The organism is Sphingomonas sp. (assembly GCF_013812825.1).
GTDB lineage: Bacteria > Pseudomonadota > Alphaproteobacteria > Sphingomonadales > Sphingomonadaceae > Sphingomicrobium.
Genome location: NZ_JACCSU010000045.1, coordinates 1 through 25,992 on the forward strand (window position 1 = coordinate 1; position 25,992 = coordinate 25,992).

Below are 25,992 nucleotides of genomic sequence, written 5' to 3' on the forward strand. Positions count from 1 at the left end.
GCCGGATGGCGATCTTCTCCGCCAGCAGCTCGTCGGGCGGAAGCAGCGCCGCCAGCCGGCGAAGCGCGTCGGGCTCGATCATCGCCTCGCGCTCGGCGGCGATCACGCGTTCCAGAGAGGCGAGCGCGCCCGGTTCGATCTCCGGCAGCACCGGCTTGAGGATCGCCCGGTCGAGCATTACCGCGACGGTCGGCGAGGGGTCGGGCATGGCGAGCAGCTTCAACAGCTCGTCGGCGATGCGCTCGCGCGACAAGGCCATCAAATCGTTGGCACGCGCGGCGCAGGCCGCGAGCGCCGCCGGGTCGGGCTCGCCGGCGCCGAAGCGCGCGTGGAAGCGGAAGAATCGCAGGATCCGCAGATGGTCTTCGGCAATTCGGGCGAACGGCTCGCCGATGAATCGCACGCGTCGGGCCTCGAGGTCCTCCAGTCCGCCGAAATAGTCGAAGATCTCGCCGCTGTTGGGGTCGGCGCTGAGCGCGTTCAAGGTGAAATCGCGCCGCGCCGCGTCCTCCTGCCAGTCGTCGGTGTAGGCGATCGTCGCGCGCCGGCCGTCCGTCGATACGTCGCGGCGAAGGCTGGTGACTTCGACCGGCAGGCCGTCGCTGACCGCAGTGACGGTGCCGTGCGCGATCCCGGTCGGGACCACCTTGACTCCGACTTTCTCGAGCCGCTGGACCACTTCCGGGGGGCGGATCCGGGTTGCCAGGTCGATATCGCTGACGGGCAGCCCGAGCAGGTCGTCGCGCACCGCCCCGCCGACGTAGCGGGTCAGACCTTCGTCCGCGCCAAGCGCTTTCAAAAGCCGCTTCATGCCGCGTCGGCGGCGCCATTTGGCGGCATCCAGCTTCAGCTCCATCGCAGCCTGCGCGAAAGATTGACGAGCATCGCCGCGGTCGCCCCCCAGATGTCCCGGCCGTTCCAGGCGATGCGGTAATAATGGCGCTCGCGGCCCTCGAACAGCATCGCCTGGAGCTGCTGGTTGGCGGGGTCGAGGAGAAAGGCGAGCGGCGCCTCGAACCAGTCCTCGACTTCCTGCTCATGGGGAGCGAGCGGCAGGTCCGGCGCGACGACTCCGACGACTGGAGTGACGGCAAAGCCGGTGATCGTTCGATAGGGCTCGAGGGCCGCGATCGGCTCGACCGCTGCCGGCTCCAGCCCAAGCTCCTCCCACGCCTCGCGAAGCGCGGCGGCGGTCGGGTCTTCGTCCGAGTCGATGCGGCCGCCGGGAAAGGCGACCTGGCCGGCGTGGGTGCGCAGGTCGGCATGGCGGACGGTGAGGATGACTCCCGGTTCGGGCCGGTCGGTGATGGCGATCAGCACCGCGGCCGGCGCTGGGGACGAGCCCGCCGACCAATCATCGCCGGCGAGAATCGGCTCAAAGGGCGGCGCGCGCAGGGCCTCTCGCAGCCGGTCGGCCAGCCTGGTCTGGGCCGGAGTCCTCGCGGCCTTCACGAACGTTGGTCCAGCGGGAAGAAGGCGCCGTCGCTCCACACGCCCGGCGGCTGGTGGCCCTCGGCGAGCGCGATCTCGGCGAGCTCATAAAAGACGGGCCGAGCAAGCTCGGCCTCGAGTCCGTGGCGGACGAGCACTCGCGGGCTCGGTCCGTGCTCGTCGGGCACCAGCCGCAGCGGGTGGCCGGGCCCGAGGATCACCGCATCGCCGCTGTCGAGGCGAAGCGCGATCTTGCGCTCCTCACCCTCGCCCTCGCTTTCCATCTCAATCGCCCGGAAGGCGGTCGCCTCGACGTCGACTTCGAGCTTTTCGACCGGAGTGACCAGCATGTGGCGCCCGTCCGGCTCGCGGCGAAGCACGGTCGAGAACAGCCGCACCATCGCCGGGCGGCGGATCGGATCGCCCTGATGGTACCAGGTCCCGTCGCGCGCGATGCGCATCCCCGAATGACCGCAGCGCTCCGGGTCCCACTGGTCGACCGGCGGCAATCGGCGCTCATCGATCAGCGCCTGCAGCTCGGCCAGGCCGAGGCCTCGAAGCTCGATTGGGGGGCGGCTCTCGGGCATGGGCCTCCCTCTGTCATTGCGAGCACGGCGAAGCAATCCACGCACAAACTGGATTGCTTCGTCGCAACGCTCCTCGCAAGGACGGAGCATGGATGGACCTCGAACCGCGATCGTCACCGGCGCCGGCAAGCGGGTCGGAGCTAAAATCGCCCGGGCGCTGGTCGCGGATGGCTGGACCGTCCTCGCCCATGTCCGGCGCGACGGGGATCCGGTCCCGGAAGGGACGGTGAAGGCAGCGGCGGACCTCGCCGATGCGGGGTGCGCGGAAGCCATTTTCGCAGCCGCCCGGGAGCTGCCGCCGGTTCGCCTGCTGGTCAACAATGCCGCTCGGTTCGAGCGGGACGGGTTCGGCGCGTTCAACGCCGAGGAGTTCGACGCGCACCTGACGGTCAATGTCCGAGCGCCGCTGCTCCTGACCGAAGCGTTCGCGGCCGCGCACGACGGCGAGCGCGACGGGCTGATCGTCAACATCCTCGACTCCAAGCTCGCCGCGCCCAATCCCGATTTCCTCAGCTACACGTTGTCCAAGCAGGCGCTTGCCGGGCTGACCGAGCTGGCGGCCAGGGCGCTTGCCCCCAAGGGCATCCGGGTCAATGGCCTGGCCCCGTCGCTGATGCTGCGCTCGACCGGCCAGAGCGAGGAGAATTTCGCGGCGATGCAGCGCGCCAACCCGTTGCGCCGGGGAGTCGAGCCGGGCGACGTGGTCGCTGCGCTGCGCTACCTGATTGCCGCGCCCGCGGTGACCGGACAAGTGCTGACCATCGACGGCGGCCAGCGCTTCTGGTCGCTCGAGCGCGACGTTCAGTTCCTCTCGCCGTCGGGCGAGGGGCAATGGGTGGAGAAGCAATGAAGCCCGACGAACCCAGGCTCGATGGCCTCGTCCCCGATGACTTGCGCGTGCGCTCGAGCCGGATTCTGCTGGATTCGCTCGAGGTGCAGGCCGACATCGGGTTCCACGACTATGAGATCGGCCGGCCGCAGCGGCTGCTGGTCACCGTCGAGATCTGGCTCGACGACCTCGCTCCGCCGGACGAGGAGGACCCGTCGGCGGCCTGGGACTACGACTATCTGCGCACCGAAGTGCAGGCGCTGGCCAGCGCCCGGCGCTACAATTTGCAGGAGACTCTGGCGCACGCGATCTACAATCGATTCGCCGCACTGCGCGGGGTCAAGGCACTGCGCGTCGCGACCGCGAAACCCGACATCTATGCGGAAGCACGCGGGGTGGGGGTCGAAATCGCCTCGTTCATTTGAAACCTGCCACCACTTTGGCGTGGCACCTTGCGGTTGTGGAACAAAATCGATTGCGCGGCCTTTGAGCGGGTTATAAGGAGGCGCGCTTGCGGCCGATGATATGTTGATACATCGGCAGCTTCAGTCCACCAGACGGGGCGCGTGTCCAGACGTCCGGTCTGACCGCTCTACCGGCGGCGTGTCGAGGAGAATTGCGGCTTAATGTCCTACGCTCAACGCAGACAGATGAGCAGTAATCGGACGGCGGCGATCGTCGTCGTCGCGTTGCTCCACGTGGTGCTCGGTTACGCTCTCATTACTGGACTTGCCTATAATGTCGCCAAGAATGCGATGGAAGATTTGAAGACCTTCGACGTCGAGGAAGAGCCGCCGCCCCCCGAAGAGCCGCCGCCGCCACCCGAGCAGCCGGACACTCCGCCGCCGCCGCAGATCGCCGCGCCGCCGCCGCTGGTGCGCACCAACACCGCGCCGCCGATGATCCAGACCACTCCGACCCCGCCGCCGCCAGCGCCGATCGTCCCGGTCTATCGGCCGGCGCCACCGGCGCCGCCGCCGCCGCCGCCGCCGGTCAAGCGAGTCGAGGCCAGGAGCGCCGTCGGAAATCTGCAGGGGTTGTTCCGCGACAGCGACTATCCGCAGAGCGCGATGGACAGGGAGGAGCAGGGCACCGTGTCGGTCTCTCTTACGATCGGCACGACGGGGCGAGTCACCGGCTGCAACGTAACTTCGTCGAGCGGCTCAAGAACGCTCGACAGTACGACCTGCCGGATCCTGCAGAGCCGGGCGAAGTTCACCCCGGCGCGCGACAGCAGCGGGAACCCGACGACCGATTCAGTTTCGCAACGCATCACGTGGCGGCTGCAGTAACCGCCATGAATGGCACAACCATCGGAGGAAAGTAACGATCATGGCAGCACCAGCACCCGCCGGCGATAGCCCCTATGGCCTGATGCAGGCTCTCGAGGAGGGCGGCATCATTGCCTGGACCACCTTCGGCATCCTCGTGATCATGTCCCTGGGCACCTTCTACATCCTGTTCACCAAGCTCATGCAGCAGCAAAAGATCATGAGCCAGGGGCGGAAAGTGCGAGCCAGCTTCTGGAACTCGCCCAATCTGCGCGAAGCCTCGACCAAGCTCGAGAAGCGCAGCGCCTATCGAGCGATCGTCGATGACGCGCTGCTCGCCCAGGAGCAGCACGGCAAGCTGACCGACCCGATCGACCAGCACGACTGGATGGGCAACAGCCTGGCGCGCAGCCAGGGATCGATCGGTGCGAGGCTCGGCGAAGGCCTCGCCTTCCTCGCGACGGTCGGCTCGACGGCACCGTTCATCGGCCTGTTCGGCACCGTCGTCGGAATCTACCGCGCGCTGATCAAGATCGGTGCATCGGGACAAGCGTCCATCGACACCGTCGCGGGGCCGGTCGGCGAAGCGCTGATCATGACCGCGCTGGGCCTGGTCGTCGCGGTTCCGGCGGTGCTTGCCTACAACTGGCTCGTGCGACGCAACAAGTCGATCATGGAGGATCTGGCGGCGTTCACCAACGACCTCCACGGCTATTTGATGTCCAACGGCCAAGTGAAACCGAGCATGGCCGGAGTCGCGGACGGCACCCGTGGCACCACGCCCACGAGAGGCGCCACCACCTCGACTCAGCGGGGCAACGAACCGTTGCGCAGCGACACCCGCAGTGGCACCGAGGCTACGCCGACCGTATCCGACCGAACGTAAGACAATCGAAGAGCGCCGGCACCGTGTCGGCGCCCTTCGTTCGAACCCGAATGCAACCAGCAGAAGGCGAAACTGGCGATGGCAGTTAGCGTAGGCCCCGGCGAGGGCGAAGAGATGGAGGCGATGTCCGACATCAACGTCGTGCCGCTGGTCGACGTGATGCTGGTGATGCTGATCATTTTCCTGATCGCCATCCCAGTCGTGCTGCAGTCGGTGCCGGTCAAGCTGCCCGCAGTGCGCTTTCAGCCGACCACGACCAAGCCCGAGAACGTCAATCTGACCGTCCGTGGCGAGCCGGACGGTTCATGCGGCGTTTACTGGAACCTGACCAAGGTCGACAGCAAGAATCTGCTCGACCGCGCCGTCAAGAAACTCGAGGACGAGATCGAGCGCCAGGGCGGGGTCGAGAACATCACCGAAGAGACGATGCCGGAGGCGCATATCCGAGGCGACGTCAATACCCCGTACAAGTGCATCGGCGGGACCATCTACACCATGCAGCGCGCGGGCTTCGCGCGGGTCGGCTTCATTTCCGAGCCGCCCGCGGGTGGCGTCACGACGCGCCTGTAGCCGGATAGGAGCAAGCCGCCATGGCAATGCAAACCACCACGGACAACCTCCAGGGCGAGCCGATCATGGACATCAACATGACGCCGCTGATCGACGTCCTGCTGGTGCTGTTGATCATGTTCATCATCACCATCCCGATCCAGACCCACGCGGTGAAGCTGGATCTGCCGCAGAACACGAACGATCCGAACCCGCCGCCGGTCGACCCGGTCAAGAACAAGGTCGTGATCACCCAACCCGGGGCGATCCTGTGGAACGGCACCCCGGTCAGCGCGATGCAGCTGCGCCAGTATCTCGACGTTTCGCAGCAGATGGACCCGGTGCCCGAGCTTCACCTGCAGCCCGAGCCCGAAGCGCGTTACGAGGTCGTCGACCAGGTGCTGGCAGTCACCAAACAGGCGCGGGTCGAAAAGATGGGCTTCGTCGGCAACGAGCAATACGCGACTTTCTAAAACGGGCTTCCGTTTCGCTGATCCGATAGGGCGATCCTCGCGGGCCGCCTTTTTCGTTCGAGACTTGTCTTCAGGAGCGAACCATGAGATGATGTAACATCATCCTGGAGGGCCGGATCATGCCTGAAGCGCTGCGCTACCGTGAGGAGCCGCTGTTCCTGGACATCAACACCACGCCGCTGATCGACGTGCTGCTCGTTCTCCTGATCATGTTCATCATCACGATTCCGATTCAGACCCACGCGGTGAAATTCGATCTTCCAATCGCACCGCCCGAGAGGGAATATGTGCTCAGTCCCATCAAGAATAAGGTGGTCGTGACGACCGCCGATCAGATCCTGTGGAATGGAATTCCCATCTCGAAGGACGGGCTGAGCCGCAACCTCCATCTCACTCAGCAAATGAAGCCATCCCCCGAACTCCACCTGCAGCCCGAGGCAAGCGCTCGGTATGAGTTGGTCGACGAGGTTCTCGCGATCAGTAAGCGAGCGGGCGTGAGCAATATGGGGTTCGTGGGCAACGAAGCGCACGCCAACTTCTAGCCGATTGGGGGTGGCACGGCCCTGAATCCACCGCCCTCTGGCGCTTGGGGAATCCTCGTGCCATTGGGCCGCGGGTGAGCCAGACCCTTGATTTCGCAGTCGCCATCCTCGCCGCCGGGCAAGGCACGCGAATGCGCTCCGACATGCACAAGGTCCTCCATCCGATCGCCGGCCGGCCGCTGCTGCTGCACCTGCTCGACCGGGTCGACGGGCTCGGCGCGCAAAAGCGCGTGGTGGTCGTCGGCAAGGGCCGCGACCAGGTCGAGGTGGCGCTCAACGGCCGCGACGTCACGGTCGCGCATCAGGCGCAGCAGAAAGGCACTGCGCACGCGGTCCAGCAGGCGGCCCAGGCGCTCGGCGGCTACGACGGCGCGGTCCTGATCCTCTACGCCGACACGCCGTTCGTCGAAGCGGAGACCTTGAGGAAGATGCTCGACCGCCTCGACGGCGACGACGGGCCCGGCGTCGTCGTGATGGCCTCGCGGCCGGCCGATCCCAAGACTTACGGCCGGATCATCCTTGGGCAAGGCGACCGCATCGCCAAGATGGTCGAGTATCGCGACGCGACCGAGGAGGAGCGCGCCGTCCGCCTGTGCAACAGCGGCATGATGGCGCTTCGTGCGCGCGACCTGTTCCGCTGGCTGGACAAGGTCGGCAACGACAATGCGGCCGGCGAATATTACCTGCCCGACGTGGTCAACATTGCGGCCGCCGAGGGGCGCGAGGCGGTGGTCATCGAGGGCGATCCGTATGAGACCGCGGGGGTCAACAGCCGCGCCGAGCTCGCGCATCTCGAGCTCGAATGGCAGCGGCGGCGGCGCGAGCAGGCGCTCGAGGAAGGAGCGACCCTGATCGATCCCGAAAGCGTCTGGTTCGCCTTCGACACCAAGCTCGGCCGCGACGTGACGGTCGAGCCGCACGTCGTCTTCGGACCCCGGGTCGAGGTTGCCGACGGCGCCTATATCAAGGCGTTCAGCCACATCGAGGGCGCGGTGATCGGCGCTCGAGCGAGCGTCGGCCCATTTGCCCGAATCCGGCCCGGAAGCCGGCTCGGCCCAGGCTCGCGCATCGGCAATTTCGTCGAGCTCAAGAAGGCGCTGGTGGGCCGCGGCGCCAAGGTCAATCATCTAAGCTATGTCGGCGACAGCGTCGTCGGCGAGGACGCCAATATCGGCGCCGGCACCATCACCTGCAATTACGACGGGTTCGACAAGCATCAGACGGTGATCGGCGACGGCGCCTTCATCGGCTCGAACACGGCCCTGGTCGCGCCGGTGACGATCGGCGAGGGTGCGGTGGTCGGAGCCGGCTCGGTGATTACCCAGGACGTCGCGCCGCACAGCCTCGCGGTCGAGCGCAATGAGCAGAAAGGCATCGCCGGCTGGGCCAAACGCTTCCGTGCAGCCAAGGCCGCCAAGAAAGCCGCCGAATAACGACTGTCGCCTACACGCTCTAGCAGGACCTTCACTCATGTGCGGAATCGTCGGAATCGTTGGCAAGTCGGATGTCGCTCAGCGGCTGTTCGACGGTTTGAAGCGGCTCGAATATCGCGGCTATGACTCGGCGGGAATCTGCACGGTCAACGACGGCGGGCTGAAGCGGCGGCGGGCCGAGGGCAAGCTCGAAAATCTGGCGACGGAACTGTCGCGCGAGCCTCTGGGCGGGACGATCGGGATCGCCCACACGCGCTGGGCGACCCATGGCGCTCCGACGGTCGGCAACGCCCATCCGCACATCGCCGGGCCGGTGGCCCTGGTCCACAACGGAATCATCGAGAATTTCAAGCCGCTGCGCGACGAGCTGATCGCCGATGGCCGCGAGTTCGCGTCGGAAACCGACAGCGAAGTCGTCGCCCATCTCGTCGCGCGCGAGATCGAACGCGGGTCGTCACCCGAGGACTCGGTGGCCACCGTCCTGCCGCGGCTTCACGGCGCGTTCGCCATCGCCTTCCTGTTCCGCGACCACCCCGACCTGATCATCGGCGCACGGATGGGAGCGCCGCTGACCGTCGGCTATGGGAAGGGGGAGAATTACGTCGGCTCGGACGCGCTGGCGCTGGCGCCGCTGACCCAGCGCATTGCCTATCTCGAGGAAGGCGACTGGGTCGCCGCTAGGCACGACCGGGTCGAGATCTTCGACCGCGAGAACAAGCCCGTCAAGCGCGAGATCGTCGAGTCCGGAGCCTCGGCCGCGCGGATCGATAAGGGCAATTACCGCCATTACATGCAAAAGGAGATCTTCGAGCAGCCGATCGTCGTCGCCCAGACCCTGCAAAGCTACGTCCGGCCGTTCGAGGGCGAGGTCGCGCTGCCGACCGGAGAGCTCGATCTGGCGGCGATCGACCGAGTCACCATCGTCGCTTGCGGCACCAGTTTCTACGCCGGCATGGTCGCCAAATACTGGTTCGAGCAGTTCGCCCGGGTTCCGGTCGACATCGATGTGGCATCCGAGTTCCGCTACCGGCAGCCGGTGCTCGAACCGGGCGGGCTGGCGCTGTTCGTCAGCCAGTCGGGCGAAACCGCCGACACGCTCGCCGCGCTCAGGCATGCGCGATCCGAGCAGCAGCGAATCGCGGTCGTGGTCAATGTCCCGACCAGCTCGATGGCGCGCGAGGCGGACCTGCTGCTGCCGACCCACGCTGGTCCCGAGATCGGGGTCGCTTCGACCAAGGCCTTCACGTGCCAGCTGGCGGTGCTCGCGGCGCTGGCCGCGAACCTGGCGCGGGCCAAGAGCCGGCTGTCGCGCGATGAGGAGAAAACCATCGTCGCCCACCTCCAGCAGGCGCCGGCGGCGATTAACGCGGCGCTCGGCCACGACGACGAGATCGCCGGCATGGCGCACCTGATCGCTCCGGCCCGGGACGTGCTCTATTTGGGCCGCGGGCCCGACTATCCGATGGCGCTCGAGGGCGCGCTGAAGCTCAAGGAGATCAGCTACATTCACGCCGAGGGCTATGCCGCGGGCGAGATGAAGCACGGCCCGATCGCCTTGATCGACGAGGACGTGCCGGTGATCGTCCTGGCGCCGTCCGGGCCGCTGTTCGAGAAGACCGTCAGCAACATGCAGGAAGTCCGCGCCCGCGGCGGCAAGATCGTCCTGATCAGCGATGCCAGGGGCCTGGCCGAGGCGGGCGAGGGGACGATGGCGACCATCGAGATGCCCGAAGTCCACCCGCTGATCGCGCCGCTGGTCTATGCGGTGCCGGTGCAGCTGCTCGCCTATCATGTCGCGGTGCTCAAGGGCACCGACGTCGACCAGCCGCGCAACCTCGCCAAGAGCGTCACGGTCGAGTGAAAAGCCTGTGGGAACCGGCGGGCCCGCGCGGTCGGTGCGGCAAGGCCGCGCTTGCCGGCATGGCGGTCGGTGTTGCGCTAGGCCTGGCGCTGCTGGCGGCGATCCTGATCGGCCTGCTCTAGGCGCTCGGGCAGCGAGGCGACGTGGCGCCTCAGGCGTTCGTAGAGGAAATCGATCACCGTGCGGACGCGCGGAGCGTTGCGGACCCGCTCGTGGGTCAAGAGCCAGAAACTCCGGTCATGGTCCTTGCGCGGCGGCAGGCAGCGGACCAGGTCGGGCTCCGCATCGGCGACGATGCAGGGCAGCACCGCGATCCCGAAGCCGGAGCGGGCTCCCGACAGCAGGCCGGTCGACGACGCGTGGTGCATCGCCACCTGGTCCTCGAGCCCGAGGCTTCGCAGCCACGCCTGGTAATGACGCCAAAGGTTGCCGCCGCCGCCGCCGATGATCGCGTGGTTCCGAAGGTCGTCGGGGCTTTCGGGAACGCCGTTGCGAGCCGCATAGTCACGGCTGCAGTAAAGCGTCCAATCGTCCCGGCAAAGGCGCCGCCCGACGAGGCCGTTGCCGTCGGCCTGGACGGTGCTTCGGATGGCGATGTCGGCCTCGCCGGCGCCGAGGTCGCGGATCGCCTGTGCGGTGTCGAGCTCGATCCGGATCTGCGGGTGGAGATCGTGGAGCTCGCGGAGCATCGGCGCGAGCAAGGTGACGGCGAAGATCTCCTCGGTGGTGACCCGCACGTTGCCGCTCAAATCCCGGCCGCTGGCCAAAGCGGCGCTGTCGAACCTTTGCGCGGCGGCCTCGACCGCCTCGGCGTGGACGAGGAGCTCGGCCCCCTCCGGAGTCAGCGCGTAACCGGCCTGGCGCCTGTCGAACAAGGTCAGCTTCACCGCCTCCTCGAGGGCGGCGATGCGGCGCGCGACGGTCGTCTGGCTGACCCGCAGCGAACGGCTGGCGGCGAGCGTGCTTCCGCCGCGCGCGACGCCGAGGAAATAGCGCAAGTCGTTCCAGTCGAGCGGCGGTCGGTTCGGCATATTTGCAGAATCATAGCGCAACATCGTTGCTCACGTAAGTTGCAATTTGCGACTAAATAAACGGTCGCGCCGGGAAAGCCGGCCCTTTCGAAGCTAACAATGGCTCACAGGAGGAAGCGACCATGAAAAAGGCCATCTATATCGCGCTCGCGTCGGCGCTGATCACCACTGCGGCGATCAAGGCCGCGCCGGCGATCGCTCAGGAGCCCGCAGGGACCGAGACGAACATCAGCCTGGTGCGGACCGGCGACCTCGACCTCAGCAGCGAAGTCGGCCGGCGCAAGCTCGAGCTTCGGCTTGCCCGCGCCGCGCGCGAAGTTTGCGGAGCCGCGTCCGACGCCGACGTCGAAGGCAAGAATGCGGTGCGCGAATGCCGCGACGAAACCATTGCCAAGGCCCGGGCTCAGCGCGATTCCCTCATCGCCAGGCGCAATGGAGTGATCGCGGTGGCCGCCGCTCGTTAGAAGAATCCCCATGGAGCGGCGCCTTTTCCCCAGGGGCGCCGTTCCGCTTGTCCCCGCGCCGCAGCCGCCCTAGCGTCGCTTCCGATGATCGAGGTCCGGGGCGGCTGTCATTGCAACGCGGTGCGGTTCACCGCGACAATCCCCCAGCCGCCGGTGCCGGCAATCGATTGCAATTGCTCGATCTGCCGGATGACGGGCTTCCTGCACATCATCGTCCCGCACTCGGATTTCGCACTGGAAACCGGCCAGCACAGTCTGAGCAGCTACCGGTTCGGGACCGGCGCGGCCGAGCATCTGTTCTGCTCGAAGTGCGGCGCAAAGAGCTTCTACCAGCCCCGCTCGCATCCCGATTCATGGAGCGTCAACGCGCATTGCCTCGATGAGCCGGTCGAGGTGATCGTCGACTGGTTCGACGGGCAGCACTGGGAAGAGGCGATTAAGGACCTTCCGGGGGAAGGTTCATGATCGGCTCTGCGATCAAGGACCTTCCGGGGGAAGGCCAAGAGCTGTCTTTTCCTCTCGGAGCTGAAGTCAAATGGCAGTCCCTCGACAAGCTCGGGACGAACGGGGATAGCTTCATCGATGCACCGCCCGCTCCGACTGACGCTCGACCGAGCCGCGCTCCAGCACAACTGGCGCTGGCTCGCGGAGACGGCGGGGACCGCGTGCGGGGCGGCAATCAAGGCCGACGGTTATGGAATCGGCGCTCGCGAGGCGATGGCGGCATTGCACGAAGCCGGCTGCCGCGATTTTTTCGTATCCAACTGGGCCGAGGCGGCGGAGCTGGGCGATCTGCCGGCGGGTGCGAGCCTCGGCGTGCTGCACGGGGTCGGGCCGGGCGACGTCGAGGCCGCGCTGGGCTCGAGCGCGCGCCCGGTGCTCAACAGCGGCGAGCAGGTCGGCCGGTGGAAGGAGATCGCTCCCGGGCGGCCGTGCGACGTGATGCTCGACACGGGCATCAACCGGCTCGGGCTGCGCCCGGATGAGACCGGTTGCCTCGACGAGCTGGCGATCGACACGCTGATGAGCCACCTCGCCTGCGCCGACGAGGACCATCCGCTCAACGCGACACAGCTCGAGCGTTTTCGCGAGGTCGCCGCTGCGGTCCCGGCAACCCGATACAGCCTCGCCAACTCGGCCGGCATCTGTCTTGGCCGCGACTATGCGTTCGACCTCGTCCGACCGGGGATCGCGATCTACGGCGGGGTCCCGCGGCGCGAGGCCGAGGGTCATATCCGCCAGGTTGCTCACGTCGAGGCGCAAATCGTCCAGCGCCGAACCATCCGCGCCGGCGAAAGCTGCGGCTATGGCGCGACGTTCGTCGCCGAGGCCGAGACCGAGGCGGCGATCCTCAACATCGGCTACGCCGACGGCTATCTGCGCGGCTTCTCCTCCAACGGCAGCGCGTTCGCCGGCGAGCTTGCACTGCCGGTGCTGGGGCGGGTGTCGATGGATCTGATGGCGGTTCGCTGCGACGCCGCGCCCGACCTCAAGGAAGGCGACTGGGTGGAGGTGGACTACGACCTGCCGACTGCGTCCAGGCAATCGGGCTTGTCGCAATACGAGCTTCTGACGACGCTAGGCGGCCGCTTCGAGCGGCGCTGGCGATAAGGCCCTCACCCCAGCCCTCTCCCGCGCGCGGGAGAGGGAGCTTGGGGCGCTGAGCCCCTGGGCGGCGGCGTCTTGGGTTTGTAGCGGCAGAGGTCGATCACCGGGCATTTCCAGCACAGCGGCAGCCGCGCCTTGCAGGTGTAGCGGCCGTGGAGGATCAGCCAGTGGTGCGCGTCGCGGCGGAACGGATGGGGAGTGATCCGGTCGAGCTTGAGCTCCACTTCGAGCGGGTTCTTGCCGGGAGCGAGGCCGGTGCGGTTGCAGACTCGAAAGATGTGGGTGTCGACCGCGAACGTTTCTTCGCCGAACGCGGTGTTGAGGACGACGTTGGCGGTCTTGCGGCCGACCCCGGGGAGCTGTTCGAGCTCCTCGCGGCTGCGCGGCACGTCGCCGCCGTGGTCGCGGATCAGGGCCTCGGACAAGGCGATCACGTTCTTCGCCTTGGTGTTGAACAGTCCGATCGACTTGATCTGCTCGCGCAGCTCATCCTCGCCGAGCGCGACCATCTGCCGGGGAGTGCGGACGCGCTTGAACAGGTCGCGGGTGGCGAGGTTGACGCTGACATCGGTCGCCTGGGCCGAGAGCACGACCGCGACCAGCAGCGTGTAGGGGTTGCTATATTCAAGCTCGGTGGTTGGCGCGGGATTGGTCTCCGCGAGCCGCGAGAAGAATTCGAGAACCTTGGCTTTGTTCACCTGGCCGGGTTCAAAGGGAATCGATGACGTCGCGCATCGAGTAGAGGCCCGCGGGTCGGCCGACGAGGAAGCGCGCGGCGGCGAGCGCCCCGCGGGCGAAGATCGCTCGGCTTTCGGCGCGGTGCGACAGGACCAGCCGCTCGTCGGGCCCGAGGAACAACACGTCATGGTCGCCGGCGACGGTGCCGCCGCGAAGCGAAGCGAAGCCGACCGACCCTTCGTCGCGCTTGAGGCCGGTGCCGTCGCGGCCGCGCTCGGCCCTGAGCTCGGTGGCGCGGCCGAGCGCCGCCGCCTGGCCGAGCATGAGCGCGGTTCCCGACGGGGCGTCGGCCTTCATGCGATGATGGGCTTCGACGATCTCGACGTCCCACTGCGGGCCAAGCACCGCGGCTGCGCGCTCGACGAGGTCGGCGAGCACGGCAATCCCGAGCGAGGTGTTGGCGGCGCGCAGAATTGCGATCCGCTCGGCCGCGGCGTCGATCCGGCGGCCGGCCAAGTCGTCGAGACCGGTTGTTCCGACGATGATCGGGACTCCGGCCGAGACCGCCCGGTCGAGGCTCGACTGGAGCGCCGACGGAGCCGAGAAATCCACCAGCACGTCGCCATGGTCCTGGTCGATCGCGAAGCCCGGATCATCGGCGGCCGCAGCGGCGATCGCCTCGCCCATCCGCCCTTTTGGCGCGAACAAGGTGATGCGGATCGGCTGCTGGTCGGTGCGCATTCGAGGGTGTTTAGCGGAGGCGTTCCTGCAGGGCCAGCGCGGCCGCGGGCGCGCGGATCTTGGCGCCGTTGATCATGAACATGTAGACGTCGCGGCCGGCCTTTTGCCAGCGCCGCGCGCGCCGGGCGAAGGCGTCCAGCGACGCCTTGTCATAGCCGGTGGGAACCTCCTCGCGCATGCGCTGCAGCCGGGCGTAGGCGAAGGTCGCGGTGTCGGCCTCGATGCACGGGAACTCGTCGTCGTCGCCGAACACGATCGCGACGTCCCGGGCCCGGCAGAGATCGAAAAAGCGATCGTCGCGGAAGCTGTCGTGACGTGGTTCGATCACGTGGCGAAGCGGGATTCCGTCGAGCTCGCGGGGCAGCAGCTCGAGGAAGGCGGCGATGTCGTCGCGGTCGAACTTGCGGCGCGCGGCGAGCATCCACAGGATCGGCCCGAGCTTGGGCCCAAGCGCGTTCAGCCCCTGGGCGAGGAAGTTGCCGATCCCCTCGCCGGCGTCGGCCAGCCGCGGCCGGGTGACGCAAAAGCGCGAGCCCTTGATCGCGAACTGGAAGCCGTCGGGAACCGCGGCCGCCCAGGCAGCCCAGCTCTTGGGACTCTGGCGGCCGTAGAAGGTCGCGTTGATCTCGATCGCTCCGAACCTGCTCGCCGCAAACTCGAGCTCCTTCGATTGCGCAAGCTTGGGCGGATAAAAAGTTCCGCGCCACGGCGGGTAGGTCCACCCGCCGATCCCGATCCGGATCCGCCTTTTCGCGATCGCTCAGCCCCCTGCGGCCGGCTTGTCGCTGTTGAACATGTCGGCCGCCACTTTCCAGTCGGCGCCGACCTTTTTCCAGACGACGAGATATTTTCCGGTATCGTCGATAGTCTGGCCGCCCGGCTTGGCGGTGAATCGATAGGTGCCGCGGTCCAGGGCCATATCGCCCGCGCTGGAAATCTCGATTCGCTCGGGCTGAAAGGTCAGCGTCGCTTCCGGCATTGCGTTCATCGACTGCCAGTATTGAGCGATCGCCTCCCGGCCGGTGACGAGCGGCTGGTTGGGCGCCATGACCACCCCATCGTCGGCGTAGAGTTGGGCGATCGCGGCTGAGTCGTTGGCCTTGATCAGCTGAAGCCAGCGGGCGATATTGTCGCGGATCGCCTGCTCGTCGGCGGCGGTACTGGCTTGCGCGGTCTCGGGCGTGTCGCGGTGCCCGGCCTTGTCGCATGCGGGCAGCAGCGCCGCCGAAGCGGCCAATATCAGCACATAAGTCCTCTTGATCATCGTTCCCTCCGTCGCGTTTGAGGACGCACTGGGAACGCCAGGCGCTCCGGAAACCGGATCAATCATCTCCCGGCGAGTCGCACAAGCCGCACTGGACGTCAGACGAGGCTCGGGACGAGGATCTTGTGGACCGTGCCGCTCTTCGACGTCGCCACTTGATGGACGGCGCCGACCTGGGTGACGAAGCGCTCGACCAGCCGCGTGCCAAGGCCGCTTCGCGCTCCGGGCGGCCGCTCCGGAATGCCCGAGCCATTGTCCTCGACGATGATCGCGACTCCGTCGGGGCGCGTTTCGGAGCTCACTCGGATGACGCCCCCGGAGCCGTTATTGAAGGCGTGCTTGAGCGAGTTGGTCACGAGCTCGTTGACGATGATCGACAAATGGATCGCCTTTTCGGTGCTGGCGCTGAGATCGTCGATATCGCATTCGACCTTCACTTCGTCGCGCGACAGGCCGCGCCTGATCTGCTCGCACAGCTCGCACAGATGATCGCCGAGCCGCACGGTGCCGAGATCTTCGCTTCGAAGCGCGAGTTGCTCGGAGGCCCGCGACACCGCGTTCACCCGGTCGGCGGCGTCGCGGAGCGCCTGGCTGACCTCTGGCAGCTGGGCCCGCTGGGCCTGCAGCATCAGCAGCGCGACCACGGTCTGGTAATTGTTCTTGGTGCGGTGGTCGATCTCGCGCAGCGCTTGGCTCAGCAGGTCCATCTGCCGCTCCTGCTCGGCGAGCGCGTTCGCCACCTCGCGCTGGTAGAAGGCAATGACCGCCAGGATCAGCAATTGCGCTCCGGTTGCGAACAGGAATGCGCCCGCCGCTTGCGTCTCGGTCGGCACGAAACTCCCGCGAGGCTCCACGACCGCGTACAAGGTGAACAACTGGCCGATCAGCAGGGTCAGCAGGCCGCTTCGCCAGCCGGCGAGCGCGCAGGCGATCACGACCCCGAGAAAAATCAGCGCATAGGGCGCCTGCTGCCCGAGCAGGGGCTCCAGCGGCATGCGCGCAGCGATCATTGCGACCGCGACCACGACGGCGACGCCGAGCTCGACGAGCAGCGGCGGGAACCGCCTCTCGAGCCGTTCGGGTAGCCGCGATCGGAAGATCTTCTTGATGACCCCGCCCCTACTCAGATCGCCGCGCAGCACACGCGCGGCCTCCCCATAAGCTTCTTATATCATTAAAAAAATCTAACCTCCGTCAAGGTTCGCCGTCATCCTCGAACTCGAGCGCCGCGGCAGCCCCGCCGGATAGGTTCCTGGGCTTGTCCGGAGCGACCGGAACGCCGCCATCGTCGAGGTCCTTGCGCCGGCGTCCGCGACGCTTGCGCTCCTGTGCTTCGGCCCACTCCGCCATTTGCACGGCGTCCCTGAATGGAAATGGCCGTGGATGCGAGCGGAGTGAGCGGAATGGATCGAGGAACGGCACTGCCGGTCCAATAGCAGAATTGCGCTTCCAAGTCGCGCGGTTCGGCAAGCTCGGTTAGTGGCGCTGTCATGACTTCACACGGGATTCGCAACATCGTCGTGCTGACCGGCGCCGGGGTGTCGGCGGAAAGCGGCGTCGCGACCTTCCGCGGGCCCGACGGGCTGTGGGAGGGGCACCGGGTCGAGGATGTCGCGACTCCGCAGGCCTTTGCGCGCGACCCGGCGCTGGTCCACGCGTTCTACGATGCCCGGCGCGCGAAGCTCGGCACCATCGGACCCAACGCCGCGCACGAGGCTCTCGCGCGACTCGACTGCGAATGGCCCGGCAAGCTGCTGCTGGTCACCCAGAACGTCGACGACCTGCACGAGCGGGCGGGCTCGAAGCGGCTGCTGCACATGCATGGCGAGCTCAAGCGCGGCTGGTGTCTCGAGTGCGACGACCGGTTCGAATGGGACGGGGTGATGGGTGAGGGGGCGGTCTGCCCGGCTTGCGCCACGCCAGGCCGGGTGCGACCGGACATCGTCTGGTTCGGCGAGATGCCGTACGAGATGGAGCGGATCGACGAGGCGCTGCAGCGCTGCGACCTGTTCGTGTCGATCGGCACTTCGGGCGCCGTCTATCCGGCCGCGGGCTTCGTCCAGACCGCGCGCTACTGCGGCGCCCGGACGCTCGAGCTCAACCTCGAGCCGAGCTTGGCCAGCTTCCTGTTCGACGAAAGCCGCACCGGCCGCGCCGGGGAGCTGGTGCCGGTGTGGGTTGAGGAACTTCTATCCGGTGCTCACTCCGCCCACTCGAGCCCGATGTCGCGGTAGAGCGAGCGGTCTTCGTCCCAGCGCGGGTTGACCTTGACGTGCAGGAACAGATGGACCTTGCGGCCGAGGTGCTCGGCGATGGCTTCGCGCGCCGCCTGGCCGATGCTCTTCAGGCGCGTTCCGCCCTTGCCGAGCACGATCGCCTTCTGGCTGTCGCGGTCGACCAGAATCTGCTGGTGGATGACGGTCGAGCCGTCCTTGCGATCCTCCCATTTTTCGGTCGCGACGACCGATGAATAGGGCAGCTCGGCGTGCAGCTGCCCGTAGATCTGCTCGCGGGTCAATTCGGCGGCGACCATCCGCTCGGTGGCGTCGCTCAGCTGGTCGGCGGGGAAGTGCCACGGCGCTTCGGGCATCGCATCGGCGAGCGCGCGCTTGAGGTCGGCGACTCCATCGCCGGTGGTGGCCGAAACCATGAACAATTGCCGCGGATTGAGCCGCTCGGAAAGCTGCGCCGCGAGAGCGAGCAGATCCTCCTTGGGCGCGATGTCGACCTTGTTGAGGGCGATCATCAGCGGCTGCGAATGACCTTCGACGCCGGCGAGCATCGCCTCGACCCGCTCGCCGAGCCGGGCCGCGGCGTCGATCACCAGCAGCACCAGATCGGCGTCCTCGGCTCCGGCCCAGGCGGCGGCGACCATTGCCCGGTCGAGCCGGCGGCGCGGAGCGAAGATGCCCGGCGTATCGACGAGCAGGATCTGCGCCTCGTCCTCGATCGCGATTCCCATCAGCCGCGCTCGCGTGGTCTGCGCCTTGGCGCTGACGATTGCGACCTTCTGACCGACCAGCGCATTGACCAGCGTCGACTTGCCGGCGTTGGGAGCGCCGATCACCGCGACGAAACCGCAGCGGGTGGTCATGCCAGCTGCTCCAGCAGAGCGGTCGCGGCGGCGGTTTCGGCTTCGTGCTTGCTCGAACCTTCGCCGTCGGCCTCGCCATAGCCCTTGACCGAGGCTCGAACCGTGAAGCGGGGCGCATGCGGCGGGCCGGTGCGCTCGATCACCTTGTAGGTCGGCGGCTTGCGGCCATGCCCCTCGGCCCATTCGTGCAGCAGCGACTTGGGATGCCGGGGCGCGCTCGATTGCGAATCGACGATCGGCGCCCACGCGCGGCGAATGAAGCTGCGAGCGGCATTGACGCCGCCTTCGAGGTAAAGCGCGCCGATCAGCCCTTCGGTCACGTCGCCGAGGATGTTGTCGCTCTGGGACCCGCCGTCGTCCCACGCCTGCTTGCCCAGCCGCAGATAATCGACGAGCCCGAGATCGCGGGCGACCAGCGCGCACTGGGCCCGCGAGACCAGATTGGTGAAGCGGTGCGAGAGCAAGCCCTCGGGCTCGCTTGGAAACAGCTCGCTCAGCCATTCGGCCATGACCAGGCCGAGCACGCGGTCGCCGAGGAACTCGAGGCGCTGGTAATGGTCGCGGCCGAAGCTGGGGTGAGTCAGCGCCCGCTCGAACAGTGCAAGGTCGTTGGGCTGGTGGCCGAGCTTGTCGCGGACGAAGGTCGCGAGATCGCTCATTCGGGATCGCCGGTATAGCCGTTGCCGATGCGGCTGCCGCGAAGCGCGGTAAACCAGGTCCATGGCTTGAGGTAGGAGGCGCTGCCGTCGGTCGACCAGAAGGTGACGAGCCCCCGGCCGACCAGGTTCTCGATGGGAACCAGGCCGATGCCGCCTTCGGCCGGGGTGAAGCGGCTGTCGAGGCTGTCGTCGCGGTTGTCGCCCATCAGGAAAATATGGCCTGGCGGGACTTTCAGCGACGCAAAATCGTCGGCTCGGGGATTTTCGACCTGGTCGAGCACCGTGTAGCTGGGACCGCCGGGGAGGGTCTCGCGATAGGCGGGATACAGGCAATAGCTGCGGCCGTCGCCGCGAGTGATGACGAACGGGCGGGCCGGAGGCACCACCTTGCACGGGCTGTTGGGGGAGATCGGCATCGCGAACGGCCGCAGCGATTGGCGGGACAGCGCCCGGCCGTTGAGGATCAGCATCCCGCCCCGGGCCTCGATGGTGTCGCCGGGAATGGCGATGACACGCTTGACGAAATCCATTTCGGCGCCGGGCGGCCGGAACACCGCGACGTCGCCGCGCTCGGGGAGTTTCGCCAGCACTCGCCCGTCGAAAGAGGGGAAGGTGAACGGGAAGCTGTAGCGCGAATAGCCGTACGGCCATTTGGCGACGAACAGATAATCGCCGACATAGAGGGTGGGGATCATCGATCCGGTCGGGATGCTGAACGGAGCGACCAGGAAGCTGCGGATCGCCCAAGCCGCCAGAGCGAGGATCAGCAGGAAGCGCAGCAGGCCGCCGTCACGGCCTTTGGCGCCGCGCTCGGCCCGGGTTCGCGATCTAGGGCGGGTCCAGGACATGAGCCGGTGCTTCTTTCGGGCGGACGCGTAACCGTCAAGCGGGGGTGGCAATATGAGGGCCGCCGATTATGAGGCGCTTGCATGGCGGGCAAGCAGTGGCAGGCGATCGACTCACATGGCGCCCGGCGCCTCGATGAGCTGTTCAAGGCCGAGCCCGACCGCTTGAGCCGGCTGAGCTTCGAAGTCGCCGGAATCTATTTCGACTGGTCGAAGACCCACCTCGATACGGAGCTGGTCGAGACGTTTGCCGCACTAAGCGAAAAGCAGGGGTTCGCGGCCGCTCGCGAGGCGTTGTTCGCCGGCGGGATCGTCAACCCGAGCGAGGGCCAGCCGGCCGAACATGTCGCCGAGCGCGGCAATGGCGCTCCCGATGCGGTGGATCTGGCGAGCGCCCGCCGGCAGCGGATGCGCGCCTTGATCGACGCGATCGAGGGCGGGGCGTTCGGCGACGTCACCGGAGTGCTGCACATCGGCATCGGCGGATCGGTGCTTGGGCCGGCACTGCTGGTCGACGCGCTCGGCCGGCGGAGCGTCGGCTACAAGGTCAAATTCCTGTCCAACATCGACGGCGAGGCGTTCGACGAGGCGGTCGGCGACCTCGACCCGGCGACGACCCTGGTCGTGGCCGCATCGAAGACCTTTACCACCACCGAGACCCTGGCCAACATGGGCGCCGCGCTGCGCTGGCTGGCCGCGGCCGGGGTCGAGGACCCGCACGGGCGGCTGATCGCGGTGACCGCCAGGCCCGAAGCGGCGGTCGAGGCGGGCATCGACGAGACCCGCGTGCTGCAGTTCGCGCCGGGCGTCGGCGGGCGCTACTCGCTGTGGAGCTCGGTCGGAGTGTCGGCCGCGCTCGCGCTGGGCTGGGACATGTTCGAGGAGCTGCTCGAAGGCGCGGCCGAGATGGACCGCCATTTCCGCTTTGCGGAAGCCGCGCAGAACGTGCCGCTGGTCGCGGCGTTCGCCGACCGCCTTTACGCGCGCCAGGGCTGCCAGACGCGCGCCGTGTTTGCCTACGACGAGCGGCTGCGGCTGCTGCCCGCCTATCTCCAGCAGCTGGAGATGGAATCGAACGGCAAGTCGGTGACCGCCGACGGCAAGCCGTTCGGCCAGGCCAGCGCGCCCGTCACCTGGGGCGGCACCGGGACCGATGCTCAGCACGCGGTGTTCCAGCTGCTCCACCAGGGGACGGTGAGGGTGCCGGCCGAGTTCGTCGCCGCCGCGGAGGCCGACCATTCGCAGGCCGACGAGCATCACCGGCTGCTGCTGCTCAACGCATTCGCTCAGGGCGCGGCGCTGATGCACGGGCGGGCGAGCGACGATCCGCAACGCAGCTACCCGGGCGACCGGCCGAGCTCGACGGTGCTGCTCGAGCGGCTCGACGCCCGGTCGCTGGGCGCGCTGATCGCTTTTTACGAGCACCGGACGTTTGCCAACGCGGTGCTGCTGGGAATCAACCCGTTCGATCAGTTCGGAGTCGAGCTCGGCAAACAAATCGCGCGCGAGCTCGGCGAGGGCACGGACGAGGCTACGCTCGATCCATCGACCCGGGCGCTGATGGAAAGAGCGGGCGTCTGATGGCGGATTACGACCTGTTCGTGATCGGCGCCGGGTCGGGCGGGGTGCGCGCGGCGCGGGTCGCGGCGGCGCACGGCGCCAAGGTGGGAATCGCCGAGGAGCATAAGGTCGGCGGAACCTGCGTGGTGCGCGGCTGCATCCCAAAGAAGCTGCTGGTCTACGGAGCGCATTTCGCCGAGGACATCGACGACGCGGCGATGTTCGGCTGGGACGTTCCGGAGAAGCGCTTCGACTGGGCGGTGCTGAGGGACAATGTGCTCGCCGAAGTGGCGCGGCTGGAAGGCGCCTACACCGACACGCTGACCAACCACGACGTCGAAATCTTCCATGAGAGAGCGGAGCTTGCGGGGCCCAGCTCGGTCCGCCTCGCCTCGGGTCGGACGGTCAGCGCCGGCAAGATCCTGATCGCCACCGGCGCCCGCCCGCTGATGCCCGAGATCCCGGGGATCGAGCATGCGATCAGCTCGAACGAAGTGTTCCACCTCGAGAAATTGCCCAGGCGCATCGTCATCGTCGGAGGCGGCTATATCGCCAACGAATTCGCCGGCATCTTTCACCAGTTCGGATGCCAGGTGACGCTGGTCAACCGAAGCGACGTCATCCTGCGTGGCTACGACCAGCAAATCGTCGACCGGCTGCTGCAGATCTCGATCAAGAAGGGCATCCACTTCGAGTTCAACGCGACGTTCGAACGGATCGAGGCCAAGGCCGACGGCAGCCGAAGTTCGACCATGACCGGGTGCGAGGACCTGGAATCCGACCAGGTGCTGTTCGCGGTCGGGCGGCGCCCCAACGTCGAAGGGCTCGGTTGCGATGCGGCCGGTGTTGCCGTCGGCGAAAAGGGCGAGATCAAGGTCGATGACGACAATTGCACGTCCGTGCCGTCGATCTTCGCGGTCGGCGATGTCACCAACCGGGTGCAGCTGACACCGGTGGCGATCCGGGAGGGGCAGGCGTTCGCCGACACCCATTTCGGCGGCAAGCCGACGCTGGTCGATTACGGCTGCATCCCATCGGCGGTGTTCAGCCATCCGCCGCTCGCCGCCGTCGGAATGACGGAAGGGCAGGCGCGCAACAAGCTCGGCTCGGTCAAGGCCTATATTTCGGACTTCCGGCCGCTGAAGAATGTGCTCGCCGGCCGCAACGAGCGCTCGCTCTACAAGCTGGTGGTCGACGGCCACAACGACCGCATCGTCGGAGTGCACATGATCGGCCCCGACGCGCCGGAAATCCTGCAGGCGGCGGCGATCGCCGTGAAGGCCAGGCTCAAGAAGTCGGACTTCGACTCGGTGGTCGCGCTCCACCCGACAATGGCCGAAGAATTGGTGCTGATGCGCTGATGCCGGCTTCCGACACGCATGACGCGATCATCATCGGCGCCGGCCACAACGGCCTGACCTGCGCCTTCTACCTCGCCAAAAAGGGGTTGAAGGTCGCGGTGCTCGAGCGTGCGACGACGGTCGGCGGAGCCGCGGTCACCGACGAGTTCCTGCCCGGATACCGCAACTCGGCGGCGGCCTACACGGTGAGCCTGCTCAACCCGAAGGTCATTCGCGACATGGCGCTCGAGCGGCACGGGCTGAAGGTGGTGCTGCGCAAGACCGACAATTTCCTGCCCGGCGACGGCGACTATCTGCTGTCAGGCCGGCGCGGGCTGACGCGCAAGGAACTGGTTCGGCACGCCAAGGGCGACGGCGAGGCATACGACCGCTATCTCGCCGAGCTCGGGACGGTGGTGCCGCTGCTCCGCAAGTGGGTCCTGCGCGCTCCGCCGGAGATCGGCGGCGGGGTCGGCGGGCTTCCAAAGATGCTGCAGCTGGCGCGCGACCTCGTTGGCCTGTCGCTGGCCGACAAGCGCATCCTCCACGACTATGCGACCCGAAGCGCCGGCGACATCCTCGACCGGCATTTCAACGGCGACCTGGCCAAGGCCCTGTTCGGCTTTGATGGAGTGGTCGGGAATTTCGCCTCGCCCTACGCTCCGGGCACCGCTTACGTCCTGCTCCACCATCTGTTCGGCGAGGCGGCCGGAGTGCCGGGAGCGTGGGGCCATGCGATCGGCGGCATGGGATCGATCACCCAGGCGATGGCACACGCGGCGCGCGAGGCGGGCGCCGACATTCTGCTCAACACTCCGGTCGAGGAAGTGATCGTCGAGCGCGACGGCAAAGGGGGCCGAGCGGCCGGAGTCGTCGCGGGCGGGCGCGCGTGGCGAGCCAAGCAGATCGTCGCCGGGGTCAATCCCAAGCTGCTGTTCGACCGGATGGTGCCGAGCGGTGCGATCGAGCCCGAGGTCGAGCGGCGGATGCACAACTGGAAGTGCGAAAGCGCGACCTTCCGGATGAACGTCGCTTTGTCCGAGCTGCCGAAGTTCACGGTGCTTCCCAAGCGCGGCAACCATCTGACCGCCGGGATCATCATCGCGCCGAGCCTTGCCTACATGGATCGGGCGTTCATCGACGCGAGCCGCGACGGCTGGGCGAAGCAGCCGATCATCGAGATGCTGATCCCGAGCACCCTCGACCCGAGCCTGGCGCCGAAGGGCAAGCATGTCGCGTCGCTGTTCTGCCAGCATTTCCGCTTCGACCTCGGGCCCGGCCGGAGCTGGGACCATGAGCGCGAGGCGGCGGCCGACTCGATCATCGCCACCATCGATGCGCATGCGCCCGGGTTCGGCAAATCGGTGCTCGGGCGGCAGATCCATTCGCCGCTCGACCTTGAGCGCCGCTTCGGCCTGACCGGCGGCGACATCTTCCACGGCAAGATGGGGCTCGACCAATTGTTCAGCGCCCGGCCGATGGTCGGCGCCGCCGACTATCGGATGCCCTTGAAGGGCCTTTACCTGTGCGGATCCGGCGCTCACCCGGGCGGCGGAGTCACCGGGGCGCCGGGGCATAATGCGGCGCGCGCGGTGCTCGCCGACCGCCGGCCCTGGAAGCGCGGGCATTGAGCATGCCGCAACGCGAGACAAGGCCGCTGACCGGTATCCGGGTGCTCGACCTCAGCCGGGTGCTCGCCGGGCCGTGGTGCACGCAATTGCTCGGCGACCTCGGCGCCGACGTGATCAAGATCGAGCGGCCGGGGGCGGGCGACGACACGCGCCACTGGGGCCCGCCGTGGCACGGCGAGGGGGACCAGCGCGTCGCCGCCTATTTCCTCTCGGCCAATCGCGGCAAGCGCTCGGCGGCGATCGACTTCGCGACGCAGGAGGGCGCCGAGCTTGTCCGGCGGCTGGCCGGGCAGTGCGACGTGGTGGTGGAAAATTTCAAGGTCGGCGGACTCGCCCGGTTCGGGCTCGACGGCGCATCCCTGCGTGCCGCCAACCCGAAGCTGATCGTCGCCTCGATCACCGGCTTCGGCCAGGACGGCCCCTACGCGAACCGCGCCGGGTACGACTTCATCATCCAGGCGATGGGCGGGATGATGAGCGTCACCGGCCATCCCGACGGCGAGCCCGGCGGCGGGCCGATGCGGGCCGGGGTCGCGATCGCGGATTTGTTCACCGGTATGTACGCCTGCGTCGCGATCCTCGCCGCGCTCCACAGGCGCGAGAAGACGGGCGAGGGCGCGCATATCGACATGGCGCTGTTCGACGCGCAGCTGGCGATGCTCGCCAACCAGGCCTCGAACGCGCTGGTCTCGGGCGACGAGCCGCCGCGGCAGGGCAACACCCACCCGAACATCGTCCCGTACCAGCCGTTCGAAGCCGCCGACCGGCCGCTCATCATCGCCGTTGGCAACGATCGCCAGTTCGCCCGGCTCGCGCAGATGTGCGGCCATCCGGAATGGGCCGGCGACGAGCGCTTCGCGACCAACGGCGCGCGGGTCGCCAACCGCGGCGAGATCGTCCGGCTGGTCGCCCAATGCATTGCAGGCAAGCCCGCGGCGGAATGGTTCGAGAAGCTCGATGCCGCCGGGATACCGGCCGGGCCGATCAACCGCGTCGGCCAGGCTCTGGCCGACGTCCAGGCGCAGCACCGGGCGATGGTGAGAACGATCGGCGGAGTGCCGATGGTCGGCTCGCCGGTGCGGATCGACGGCGAGCGCTGCGATTCCGATCGGCCGCCGCCGGCGCTGGGCGAGCATAGCGAAGAGGTGCTGCGCGAGCTTGGAGTGAAGGATGAGGATCTGGAGCGCCTCAAAGCCGACGGCATCGTCGCCTAGG

At 67.4% G+C, this 25,992-nt stretch carries 30 protein-coding genes; 17 read left to right on the forward strand and 13 right to left on the reverse strand.

Annotated elements, in window-relative coordinates; translation table 11 throughout:
* The 3 genes from H0T81_RS05715 to H0T81_RS05725 all read right to left on the reverse strand — a co-directional run.
* On the reverse strand, positions 1–856 hold an 856-nt coding region (locus H0T81_RS05715; RefSeq protein WP_294010794.1), incomplete at its 3' end, for a CCA tRNA nucleotidyltransferase.
* Entirely contained in the window at positions 847–1,371 is a 525-nt protein-coding gene (locus H0T81_RS05720) for a CoA pyrophosphatase (protein ID WP_294011091.1), read from the reverse strand. The genes H0T81_RS05715 and H0T81_RS05720, both read right to left, overlap by 10 nt.
* Before the next feature lie 77 nt (positions 1,372–1,448).
* Positions 1,449–2,018 carry a DUF1285 domain-containing protein gene (locus H0T81_RS05725; protein ID WP_294010797.1) on the reverse strand — a complete coding sequence of 190 codons (570 nt, stop codon included), beginning with the start codon at positions 2,016–2,018 and terminating at the stop codon, positions 1,449–1,451.
* An 88-nt stretch (positions 2,019–2,106) separates the two neighbouring features.
* Here H0T81_RS05725 and H0T81_RS05730 point away from each other — a divergent pair, with 88 nt between their 5' ends.
* From H0T81_RS05730 to glmS, 9 genes are all read left to right on the forward strand, one after another.
* The gene (locus tag H0T81_RS05730; RefSeq protein WP_294010799.1) at positions 2,107–2,868 is read left to right on the forward strand and encodes an SDR family NAD(P)-dependent oxidoreductase; all 762 of its coding nucleotides are present in this window, start codon (positions 2,107–2,109) and stop codon (positions 2,866–2,868) included.
* Complete coding sequence (locus H0T81_RS05735; protein WP_294010801.1) at positions 2,865–3,272, forward strand: dihydroneopterin aldolase; 408 nt, start codon at positions 2,865–2,867, stop codon at positions 3,270–3,272. The genes H0T81_RS05730 and H0T81_RS05735 overlap by 4 nt, the downstream gene beginning before the upstream one ends.
* 225 nt (positions 3,273–3,497) lie before the next feature.
* Positions 3,498–4,139: an energy transducer TonB gene (locus H0T81_RS05740; RefSeq protein ID WP_366474092.1), complete on the forward strand. Its 642-nt coding sequence runs from the start codon at positions 3,498–3,500 to the stop codon at positions 4,137–4,139.
* Between the two features lie 40 nt (positions 4,140–4,179).
* Positions 4,180–5,004 (forward strand): MotA/TolQ/ExbB proton channel family protein, encoded by an 825-nt coding sequence (locus H0T81_RS05745; RefSeq protein WP_294010808.1) that lies wholly within the window; start codon positions 4,180–4,182, stop codon positions 5,002–5,004.
* Between the two features lie 78 nt (positions 5,005–5,082).
* Positions 5,083–5,574 carry a biopolymer transporter ExbD gene (locus H0T81_RS05750; RefSeq protein WP_294010811.1) on the forward strand — a complete coding sequence of 164 codons (492 nt, stop codon included), beginning with the start codon at positions 5,083–5,085 and terminating at the stop codon, positions 5,572–5,574.
* Between the two features lie 26 nt (positions 5,575–5,600).
* Positions 5,601–6,026 (forward strand): biopolymer transporter ExbD, encoded by a 426-nt coding sequence (locus tag H0T81_RS05755; protein WP_294011093.1) that lies wholly within the window; start codon positions 5,601–5,603, stop codon positions 6,024–6,026.
* Positions 6,027–6,145: 119 nt separating this feature from the next.
* Positions 6,146–6,568 carry a biopolymer transporter ExbD gene (locus H0T81_RS05760; RefSeq protein WP_294010815.1) on the forward strand — a complete coding sequence of 141 codons (423 nt, stop codon included), beginning with the start codon at positions 6,146–6,148 and terminating at the stop codon, positions 6,566–6,568.
* Positions 6,569–6,642: 74 nt separating this feature from the next.
* Positions 6,643–8,001 carry a bifunctional UDP-N-acetylglucosamine diphosphorylase/glucosamine-1-phosphate N-acetyltransferase GlmU gene (gene glmU / locus H0T81_RS05765; protein WP_294010818.1) on the forward strand — a complete coding sequence of 453 codons (1,359 nt, stop codon included), beginning with the start codon at positions 6,643–6,645 and terminating at the stop codon, positions 7,999–8,001.
* 37 nt (positions 8,002–8,038) lie between these two features.
* Positions 8,039–9,862 carry a glutamine--fructose-6-phosphate transaminase (isomerizing) gene (glmS, locus tag H0T81_RS05770; protein ID WP_294010821.1) on the forward strand — a complete coding sequence of 608 codons (1,824 nt, stop codon included), beginning with the start codon at positions 8,039–8,041 and terminating at the stop codon, positions 9,860–9,862.
* A 77-nt stretch (positions 9,863–9,939) separates the two neighbouring features.
* On the opposite strand, the gene H0T81_RS05775 is transcribed toward glmS, so the two are convergent.
* Entirely contained in the window at positions 9,940–10,893 is a 954-nt protein-coding gene (locus tag H0T81_RS05775) for a LysR family transcriptional regulator (protein ID WP_294010824.1), read from the reverse strand.
* Between the two features lie 122 nt (positions 10,894–11,015).
* On the opposite strand from H0T81_RS05775, the gene H0T81_RS05780 reads away from it, so the two are divergent.
* The 3 genes from H0T81_RS05780 (at position 11,016) to alr (ending at position 12,968) form a co-directional block, all read left to right on the forward strand.
* Complete coding sequence (locus H0T81_RS05780; RefSeq protein WP_294010826.1) at positions 11,016–11,357, forward strand: UrcA family protein; 342 nt, start codon at positions 11,016–11,018, stop codon at positions 11,355–11,357.
* A gap of 84 nt (positions 11,358–11,441) precedes the next feature.
* Positions 11,442–11,822, forward strand: coding sequence for a GFA family protein (locus H0T81_RS05785; protein ID WP_294010829.1), 381 nt, complete (start codon positions 11,442–11,444; stop codon positions 11,820–11,822).
* Between the two features lie 117 nt (positions 11,823–11,939).
* On the forward strand, positions 11,940–12,968 hold the full coding sequence (gene alr / locus H0T81_RS05790; protein ID WP_294010832.1) for an alanine racemase: 1,029 nt from the start codon (positions 11,940–11,942) through the stop codon (positions 12,966–12,968).
* Positions 12,969–12,973: 5 nt separating this feature from the next.
* Here the strand turns inward: alr and nth are convergent, their stop codons facing one another.
* From nth to H0T81_RS05820, 6 genes are all read right to left on the reverse strand, one after another.
* Positions 12,974–13,663 (reverse strand): endonuclease III, encoded by a 690-nt coding sequence (nth, locus tag H0T81_RS05795; protein ID WP_294010834.1) that lies wholly within the window; start codon positions 13,661–13,663, stop codon positions 12,974–12,976.
* A gap of 10 nt (positions 13,664–13,673) precedes the next feature.
* On the reverse strand, positions 13,674–14,384 hold the full coding sequence (gene dapB / locus H0T81_RS05800) for a 4-hydroxy-tetrahydrodipicolinate reductase (protein WP_294010836.1): 711 nt from the start codon (positions 14,382–14,384) through the stop codon (positions 13,674–13,676).
* A gap of 10 nt (positions 14,385–14,394) precedes the next feature.
* Complete coding sequence (locus tag H0T81_RS05805; protein WP_294011095.1) at positions 14,395–15,141, reverse strand: DUF72 domain-containing protein; 747 nt, start codon at positions 15,139–15,141, stop codon at positions 14,395–14,397.
* A 3-nt stretch (positions 15,142–15,144) separates the two neighbouring features.
* The gene (locus H0T81_RS05810; RefSeq protein WP_294010838.1) at positions 15,145–15,648 is read right to left on the reverse strand and encodes an SgcJ/EcaC family oxidoreductase; all 504 of its coding nucleotides are present in this window, start codon (positions 15,646–15,648) and stop codon (positions 15,145–15,147) included.
* A 98-nt stretch (positions 15,649–15,746) separates the two neighbouring features.
* Positions 15,747–16,790, reverse strand: coding sequence for a histidine kinase dimerization/phosphoacceptor domain -containing protein (locus H0T81_RS05815; protein ID WP_294010840.1), 1,044 nt, complete (start codon positions 16,788–16,790; stop codon positions 15,747–15,749).
* Positions 16,791–16,842: 52 nt separating this feature from the next.
* Complete coding sequence (locus H0T81_RS05820) at positions 16,843–16,998, reverse strand: hypothetical protein (protein ID WP_294010842.1); 156 nt, start codon at positions 16,996–16,998, stop codon at positions 16,843–16,845.
* 140 nt (positions 16,999–17,138) lie between these two features.
* Between H0T81_RS05820 and H0T81_RS05825 the strand changes: the two genes are divergently transcribed.
* Positions 17,139–17,882: an NAD-dependent deacylase gene (locus H0T81_RS05825; protein WP_294010844.1), complete on the forward strand. Its 744-nt coding sequence runs from the start codon at positions 17,139–17,141 to the stop codon at positions 17,880–17,882.
* Here the strand turns inward: H0T81_RS05825 and era are convergent.
* From era to lepB, 3 genes are read right to left on the reverse strand one after another with little or no spacing between them, the layout of a single operon-like run.
* On the reverse strand, positions 17,849–18,742 hold the full coding sequence (era, locus tag H0T81_RS05830) for a GTPase Era (protein ID WP_294010846.1): 894 nt from the start codon (positions 18,740–18,742) through the stop codon (positions 17,849–17,851). The genes H0T81_RS05825 and era overlap by 34 nt on opposite strands.
* Positions 18,739–19,401, reverse strand: coding sequence for a ribonuclease III (gene rnc, locus H0T81_RS05835; RefSeq protein WP_294010848.1), 663 nt, complete (start codon positions 19,399–19,401; stop codon positions 18,739–18,741). The genes era and rnc overlap by 4 nt, the downstream gene beginning before the upstream one ends.
* Positions 19,398–20,249, reverse strand: a complete 852-nt coding sequence (gene lepB, locus H0T81_RS05840) for a signal peptidase I (RefSeq protein WP_294010850.1) — start codon at positions 20,247–20,249, stop codon at positions 19,398–19,400. Before lepB ends, rnc begins: the two co-directional genes overlap by 4 nt.
* A gap of 81 nt (positions 20,250–20,330) precedes the next feature.
* Between lepB and pgi the strand changes: the two genes are divergently transcribed.
* The 4 genes from pgi to H0T81_RS05860 are packed head-to-tail and all read left to right on the forward strand — an operon-like array spanning position 20,331 to position 25,991.
* Positions 20,331–21,827, forward strand: coding sequence for a glucose-6-phosphate isomerase (gene pgi / locus H0T81_RS05845; protein ID WP_294010852.1), 1,497 nt, complete (start codon positions 20,331–20,333; stop codon positions 21,825–21,827).
* Positions 21,827–23,167 (forward strand): glutathione-disulfide reductase, encoded by a 1,341-nt coding sequence (gene gorA / locus H0T81_RS05850; protein WP_294010854.1) that lies wholly within the window; start codon positions 21,827–21,829, stop codon positions 23,165–23,167. Before pgi ends, gorA begins: the two co-directional genes overlap by 1 nt.
* Positions 23,167–24,777, forward strand: a complete 1,611-nt coding sequence (locus H0T81_RS05855) for an NAD(P)/FAD-dependent oxidoreductase (RefSeq protein ID WP_294010856.1) — start codon at positions 23,167–23,169, stop codon at positions 24,775–24,777. The genes gorA and H0T81_RS05855 overlap by 1 nt, the downstream gene beginning before the upstream one ends.
* 2 nt (positions 24,778–24,779) lie before the next feature.
* On the forward strand, positions 24,780–25,991 hold the full coding sequence (locus H0T81_RS05860) for a CaiB/BaiF CoA-transferase family protein (RefSeq protein ID WP_294010858.1): 1,212 nt from the start codon (positions 24,780–24,782) through the stop codon (positions 25,989–25,991).
* Position 25,992: the final 1 nt, after the last annotated feature.

Bases quoted from the DNA above. Each gene is read 5' to 3' on its own strand.
- H0T81_RS05725 (WP_294010797.1), bottom strand. From the start codon at position 2,018: ATGCCCGAGAGCCGCCCCCCAATCGAGCTTCGAGGCCTCGGCCTGGCC.
- H0T81_RS05730 (WP_294010799.1), top strand. From the start codon at position 2,107: ATGGATGGACCTCGAACCGCGATCGTCACCGGCGCCGGCAAGCGGGTC.
- H0T81_RS05735 (WP_294010801.1), top strand. From the start codon at position 2,865: ATGAAGCCCGACGAACCCAGGCTCGATGGCCTCGTCCCCGATGACTTG.
- H0T81_RS05740 (WP_366474092.1), top strand. From the start codon at position 3,498: ATGAGCAGTAATCGGACGGCGGCGATCGTCGTCGTCGCGTTGCTCCAC.
- H0T81_RS05745 (WP_294010808.1), top strand. From the start codon at position 4,180: ATGGCAGCACCAGCACCCGCCGGCGATAGCCCCTATGGCCTGATGCAG.
- H0T81_RS05750 (WP_294010811.1), top strand. From the start codon at position 5,083: ATGGCAGTTAGCGTAGGCCCCGGCGAGGGCGAAGAGATGGAGGCGATG.
- H0T81_RS05755 (WP_294011093.1), top strand. From the start codon at position 5,601: ATGCAAACCACCACGGACAACCTCCAGGGCGAGCCGATCATGGACATC.
- H0T81_RS05760 (WP_294010815.1), top strand. From the start codon at position 6,146: ATGCCTGAAGCGCTGCGCTACCGTGAGGAGCCGCTGTTCCTGGACATC.
- glmS (WP_294010821.1), top strand. From the start codon at position 8,039: ATGTGCGGAATCGTCGGAATCGTTGGCAAGTCGGATGTCGCTCAGCGG.
- H0T81_RS05775 (WP_294010824.1), bottom strand. From the start codon at position 10,893: ATGCCGAACCGACCGCCGCTCGACTGGAACGACTTGCGCTATTTCCTC.
- H0T81_RS05780 (WP_294010826.1), top strand. From the start codon at position 11,016: ATGAAAAAGGCCATCTATATCGCGCTCGCGTCGGCGCTGATCACCACT.
- H0T81_RS05785 (WP_294010829.1), top strand. From the start codon at position 11,442: ATGATCGAGGTCCGGGGCGGCTGTCATTGCAACGCGGTGCGGTTCACC.
- alr (WP_294010832.1), top strand. From the start codon at position 11,940: ATGCACCGCCCGCTCCGACTGACGCTCGACCGAGCCGCGCTCCAGCAC.
- dapB (WP_294010836.1), bottom strand. From the start codon at position 14,384: ATGCGCACCGACCAGCAGCCGATCCGCATCACCTTGTTCGCGCCAAAA.
- H0T81_RS05810 (WP_294010838.1), bottom strand. From the start codon at position 15,648: ATGATCAAGAGGACTTATGTGCTGATATTGGCCGCTTCGGCGGCGCTG.
- H0T81_RS05820 (WP_294010842.1), bottom strand. From the start codon at position 16,998: ATGGCGGAGTGGGCCGAAGCACAGGAGCGCAAGCGTCGCGGACGCCGG.
- H0T81_RS05825 (WP_294010844.1), top strand. From the start codon at position 17,139: ATGACTTCACACGGGATTCGCAACATCGTCGTGCTGACCGGCGCCGGG.
- era (WP_294010846.1), bottom strand. From the start codon at position 18,742: ATGACCACCCGCTGCGGTTTCGTCGCGGTGATCGGCGCTCCCAACGCC.
- rnc (WP_294010848.1), bottom strand. From the start codon at position 19,401: ATGAGCGATCTCGCGACCTTCGTCCGCGACAAGCTCGGCCACCAGCCC.
- lepB (WP_294010850.1), bottom strand. From the start codon at position 20,249: ATGTCCTGGACCCGCCCTAGATCGCGAACCCGGGCCGAGCGCGGCGCC.
- pgi (WP_294010852.1), top strand. From the start codon at position 20,331: ATGGCGGGCAAGCAGTGGCAGGCGATCGACTCACATGGCGCCCGGCGC.
- gorA (WP_294010854.1), top strand. From the start codon at position 21,827: ATGGCGGATTACGACCTGTTCGTGATCGGCGCCGGGTCGGGCGGGGTG.
- H0T81_RS05855 (WP_294010856.1), top strand. From the start codon at position 23,167: ATGCCGGCTTCCGACACGCATGACGCGATCATCATCGGCGCCGGCCAC.
- H0T81_RS05860 (WP_294010858.1), top strand. From the start codon at position 24,780: ATGCCGCAACGCGAGACAAGGCCGCTGACCGGTATCCGGGTGCTCGAC.